1 protein-coding gene is annotated in these 422 nt (G+C 33.9%); it reads left to right on the plus strand.

Features of this window, described 5'->3' with window-relative positions; genetic code table 11:
• The coding region (locus CYR55_RS23760) for a hypothetical protein (protein ID WP_165699668.1) at positions 1-369 on the plus strand (369 nt) is incomplete at its 5' end.
• Between the last annotated feature and the right edge of the window lie 53 nt (positions 370-422).

Raw genomic sequence — 422 nt, forward strand, 5'->3', positions numbered from 1 at the left:
GAATCTGTAGATAATGGCGGTAAGCCTTTCATTTCATTTGTCAATGTAAACACTAATGCAGTGGTAAACCTTGGATATGATAAAGACGATGGCACTGAATTTAAAAAGTATGTAAACGATTTAAAGGGTACCTTAACAAGTAAAGTAGTTTTCGACTCTAATAATGATTATTACGAAGACATCGATGATAAAAAATTATGCATTACTGATAGCGATAAAATTAGTGGATTCGTTAATACTTCTTTAAAAATGGCAATAATTAGGCAAAATGGTTTGAATTGGAGGATTCTTTCTTTTTACACGACCCAGCCTTATAGCTATGATAAAGAAATGATTCAATTCGTTAGAAATTTGACGTCTACCTTCTAAACCTAAAAGCCGCCTCCTCAGGCGGCTTTTAACTTTCTCGCCCACAAGCAAAT

The organism is Chimaeribacter californicus (assembly GCF_002858675.1).
Taxonomy (GTDB): domain Bacteria; phylum Pseudomonadota; class Gammaproteobacteria; order Enterobacterales; family Enterobacteriaceae; genus Chimaeribacter; species Chimaeribacter californicus.